Origin of the sequence: Mesorhizobium sp. M7A.F.Ca.ET.027.03.2.1, from assembly GCF_003999175.1 — a bacterium.
Classification (GTDB): Bacteria; Pseudomonadota; Alphaproteobacteria; order Rhizobiales; family Rhizobiaceae; genus Mesorhizobium.
On sequence record NZ_RZOM01000568.1, the window covers coordinates 1 to 3,951 of the forward strand.

General features: G+C 59.7%; 4 protein-coding genes and 2 pseudogenes. 4 read left to right on the plus strand and 2 right to left on the minus strand.

Annotated elements, in window-relative coordinates:
- A pseudogene (locus EN750_RS22335) lies at positions 1-376 on the minus strand (ATP-dependent DNA ligase); the annotation flags it as partial.
- Between the two features lie 273 nt (positions 377-649).
- Here EN750_RS22335 and EN750_RS22340 point away from each other — a divergent pair.
- The 4 genes from EN750_RS22340 to EN750_RS22350 all read left to right on the plus strand — a co-directional run bounded on the left by EN750_RS22340 (position 650) and on the right by EN750_RS22350 (position 3,431).
- The gene (locus EN750_RS22340; RefSeq protein ID WP_245481686.1) at positions 650-1,078 is read left to right on the plus strand and encodes a LysE family translocator; all 429 of its coding nucleotides are present in this window, start codon (positions 650-652) and stop codon (positions 1,076-1,078) included.
- The gene (locus EN750_RS40875) at positions 1,051-1,239 is read left to right on the plus strand and encodes a hypothetical protein (RefSeq protein ID WP_245482769.1); all 189 of its coding nucleotides are present in this window, start codon (positions 1,051-1,053) and stop codon (positions 1,237-1,239) included. Before EN750_RS22340 ends, EN750_RS40875 begins: the two co-directional genes overlap by 28 nt.
- Positions 1,240-1,478: 239 nt before the next feature.
- Positions 1,479-2,858, plus strand: coding sequence for an Nramp family divalent metal transporter (locus EN750_RS22345; RefSeq protein ID WP_348629335.1), 1,380 nt, complete (start codon positions 1,479-1,481; stop codon positions 2,856-2,858).
- Between the two features lie 84 nt (positions 2,859-2,942).
- A complete protein-coding gene (locus tag EN750_RS22350; RefSeq protein WP_127397664.1) occupies positions 2,943-3,431 on the plus strand; it encodes a hypothetical protein in 489 nt (162 codons plus the stop codon).
- A 79-nt stretch (positions 3,432-3,510) separates the two neighbouring features.
- On the opposite strand, the pseudogene EN750_RS22355 reads toward EN750_RS22350, so the two are convergent.
- Positions 3,511-3,951: pseudogene (locus tag EN750_RS22355) on the minus strand (catalase HPII); the annotation flags it as partial.

A 3,951-nucleotide genomic window follows, 5' to 3' on the forward strand; every position in this document is an offset into this window, starting at 1 on the left:
CAAGTGGCTTGCCCGTGATGACCTCGCCGCCCGGCCTGGCAAGCATGTCGAAGAGGATCAGACTGGCAGGCGTCTGCGAACTCAGTTTGCGGATTCTGCTTTGTGCCGGGTGAAGGCGCATCTGCAGCGCCTCGAAGGAAAGCTCACCGTCAACCTCAATGACAATCTCGCCGTCGATGACGAAGTGCCCGCGCTTGAGGTCACGCAAAATGTCCGTGATTTCCGGAAAATAGCGGCCGAGCGGCTTGCCGGATTTGGCGCGCAGGTCAACGGTGTCGTCGCTCTTGAAAGCCAGGCAGCGAAAACCGTCCCATTTGGGCTCGTACTGCCAGCGGTTTCCATCCCGGGGGATTTCATCGGCAAGCTTGGCCTCCATCGGAGACGTGTCCAGCGGGAGCGGGAAGGCGTTTATTGGTTCATGCACGGGTAGGCCTCCAAAACCGGTTCAGGAACGGCTCCGGCTTTTTTCAACTTCCAGGACTGGCACCGCGTTCCATCTGACGGTTCATGCCTGGTTCTTCGCGATGGGACATTTCATTTGCCGCGGAACCCGGATGACGGCTGGCCGCTTTGATGTCATCGGCAGCGCTAACGGAGATGCCCCATCGATCCCTCATTGTGGATAGCTTTTGTCGGAACCGTCATTCTCATGCAGGTGCCGCCAGGTCCCGACAGCATGCTGGTGATGGCCCGCGGCATTGGACAGGGGCGCGACGTGGCGCTGTTCACGGTGCTCGGCATGACGCTGGGCGCCGGACTTGTGCAGCTTCCGCTGATTGCATTCGGCCTGTCCTCGCTTGTCCACGCCTCGCCCCTGGCGTTCAATCTGCTTCGATGGGCCGGGGCGGCCTACATCGTCTGGCTGGGTGTCCGGCTGCTGCTTTCATCCTCGGCAACCATTCCCACAGGTGACCTCAAGGCCCTGCGGCCGCTCGCCGCCGCCCAGGAAGGAATGATCGCCAATCTGAGCAATCCCTGGCCTTTGATGTTCATGGTTGCGTTCCTGCCGCAGTTGTCAATCCGCACAGGGGCTCCGTCACGTTGCAGCTGGTGCTGCTTGGCGCAACACAGAAGATAACCGGTGTGCTGGTGCTGGGAGCCTATGCCTTGGCATCGGGCGCGGCCGGCGCATGGGTCATGCGGCACCCTCGCGCAAGGCTTTGGCAGCAGCGGCTCGCCGGCTGTCTCATCATCGGCCTCGGCTTACGGATGGCGATCGGCGGCGGTACGAGCCGCTGACCAAGCGGATGAACGGGCTGGGCCGAACACTCGACTTTGGCGTCGCGGGATTTTCTTTCGGGGAAAGTTTTGTGCCAAGTCGCCTGAATGACAGGCTCCGACACCCTTCTTCAGTGGAGCGGAGCATTCGCTTGGATGTCCGGCTCCGCCGAAAGAACCCGCATCGGATGAAACGTCGTCGCGGGCCGGGACTGGTCCAGGAACAAAAAGCCTGACCAGAGGTTCGAGCCTCGATCTCAATGCAGCTTGAAACGGCTGCTTCATCGCCGTCCGATTGGAATGTTCGTCATGATTTCTTGCGTGGCCTCGGTAAAGACGCGCCTTCAATGAACAAGCCACCTGACGAGGGCCAAAGGGCAAGCGGGCAAAAAAAGGGCGGCGTCGTTCGGGCTCTCGGGCTTGGTCTGATCACCGGCGCGGCCGATGACGACTGCTCGGCCATCGGTACCTACGCGAGCGCCGGAGCGCGGTTCGGGCCTGACCTGCTGTGGACGGCACCTGTCACGCTGCCGATGATGTATGTCGTCGTCTATCTTTCATCCAAACTAGGCCAGGTTTCGGGTCGCGGGCTTTTCAAGGTCATATCGCACTTCTATCCGCGTTGGCTGCTATGGTCCGTGCTGGTGGGCGTGCTGATTGGCAACACGATCGAGGCAGCCGCAGATCTTGGCGCCATGTCGGCGGCCATCGTGCTGTTCGTTCCTCTGCCTGCTCCCTTGGTCGTCATTGCCGTTGCGGTGGTCATTTTTGCCCTGCAGGTGTTCGGATCGTATAAATTGATCCGAAATGTGTTCCGGTGGCTGGCTCTGGCTCTGCTTGCCTATGTGGTCTCCGCGGTGCTTGCCAAACCGGATGCAGCCTCCGTTCTGCGCGGCACGCTATTGCCAAAAATCGAATTCAGCCGCGAATACCTGTCCATCCTCGTGGCCATCATCGGGACCACGCTCTCCGCATACCTTTACACGTGGCAGTCCAATCAGGAGGTGGAGGAGGAGATAGCCAAGGGTCGAACGAGCCTCGAAGAGCGCAAAGGCGCCACGGAGAGCGAACTGCGCCGATCCCGCCGCGACATCCTGATCGGCATGACGTTCTCCAATCTGATCATGTATTTCATCATTCTTTCGACAGGTTCGACGCTCTACAAGGCCGGGCAGACGCAGATCGAGACAGCGGCACAGGCGGCCGAAGCGCTGCGGCCGCTTGCCGGCGACGCTGCCAGCATTCTGTTTGCGGCCGGTGTAATTGGCGTTGGCTTTCTGGCCGTGCCGATCATGACCGCTGGCGCCGCTTTCGATTTCGCTCAGGCGATGGGATGGAAGAATAGCCTGCATTCCAAACCCCGCCAGGCTCCCAAATTCTACATCGTGATCGGGATCATAACGCTGGTGGCGGTGGGCCTCAATTTCTTCGGCTTCAACCCGATGAAGGCCCTGGTCTGGTCGGGCATTGTGCAAGGATTTTCAACGCCACCTCTGCTGCTTCTCATCCTCATCATGACCAACAACCGCAAAATCATGGGCGACAAGGTCAACAGCACAAGCACGAACATCCTGGGCGGCGTGACGACCCTGGCCATTTTTGCGGCGTCGGCGGGACTGGTGGCAAGCTGGTTCCTGTAGCTCGCCGGGCGGGAAGGATGTTCAGGCGCGGTGGAACATCGGCGGTCAATTCTCGTTGAGACGCTTGTGGGAGAGGAGATGTCCATGTCAAAGTTGCAGGCCGCCACTCCGGATCGTCTAAGACAACTCAGGCTTGAGGCGTCGGCCCATTTCGCTCCGTTAATGCTGCACGAGGCTTTGCTGCGTCTTTCCCATGCCTGTGGGAGTGAAAGTCTTGAGCGGTTCGAGAAAGCCATGGTCAATCGCATCGAAGAAGCAAAAGACGATCGTGCGGACTTCGAAACTATCAAGGAATTAGCGATCGAGCAGTTATATTCCTTGATTCGAGACGCGAACGATTCGCCAAAAAAGAAACAGCCGCTGGAGAACATAGAAAGTCGCAGAACGCACGGCCGCTCCGAAGAACCCCAAACACTCGAGGATCAGTTACAGGCAGGATTGGAGGATTCTTTTCCGGCCAGCGATCCGCCTGCGGTCGTATCCACAGCAATTCCGGGTGGAGCGAAGAAGCTGGTCGGAACCGACGAAGTTTTGAAAAAGCAGCGAGAACAAGCAGCTAGAAAGAGCAGCTAATCATAGGGCGCCGTGCCAGAAGGCTAGGAGGCGAACCACCCAGATTGCGGCAGCCGGCATCTTGCCGGCTGTTATCGCGTCAAAGCTTTACAGCCGCCTCCCTTGCCCAGAGCCGCAGTTTGCGGCACGACTGCACAAATGTCTCGACCGAGGCTGCCGTATCCAATGCTATCAGCCCCTCATCGGCATCGGGAGCGACGCCTGCTTTGGCCAGGAGCGGCTCGGCCCCCGGGGTGAAGCCGATGAACTTGCAGTGCGCAAACGCGTCAGACACGAAATCCTTCGCAGCGGCCTCCTTAACCAGCAACTCGGCGCCCGCCTCGGAGAGGAGCAGCACCACCGCGTCGAACAACACGGACGGACCGCCGTCGATCATGTGCCTTGCCTCGATGTGAGTGCCGTCGGCGGCTTCGACGCCGCCCACCTTGGGCGCAACCACCTCCATCACCGCGCCTTCCGCTTCGATGGCGGAACGAAGTTCCTCGAACAGCGCGACATCGGCTCCATCGCTAAGCATGAC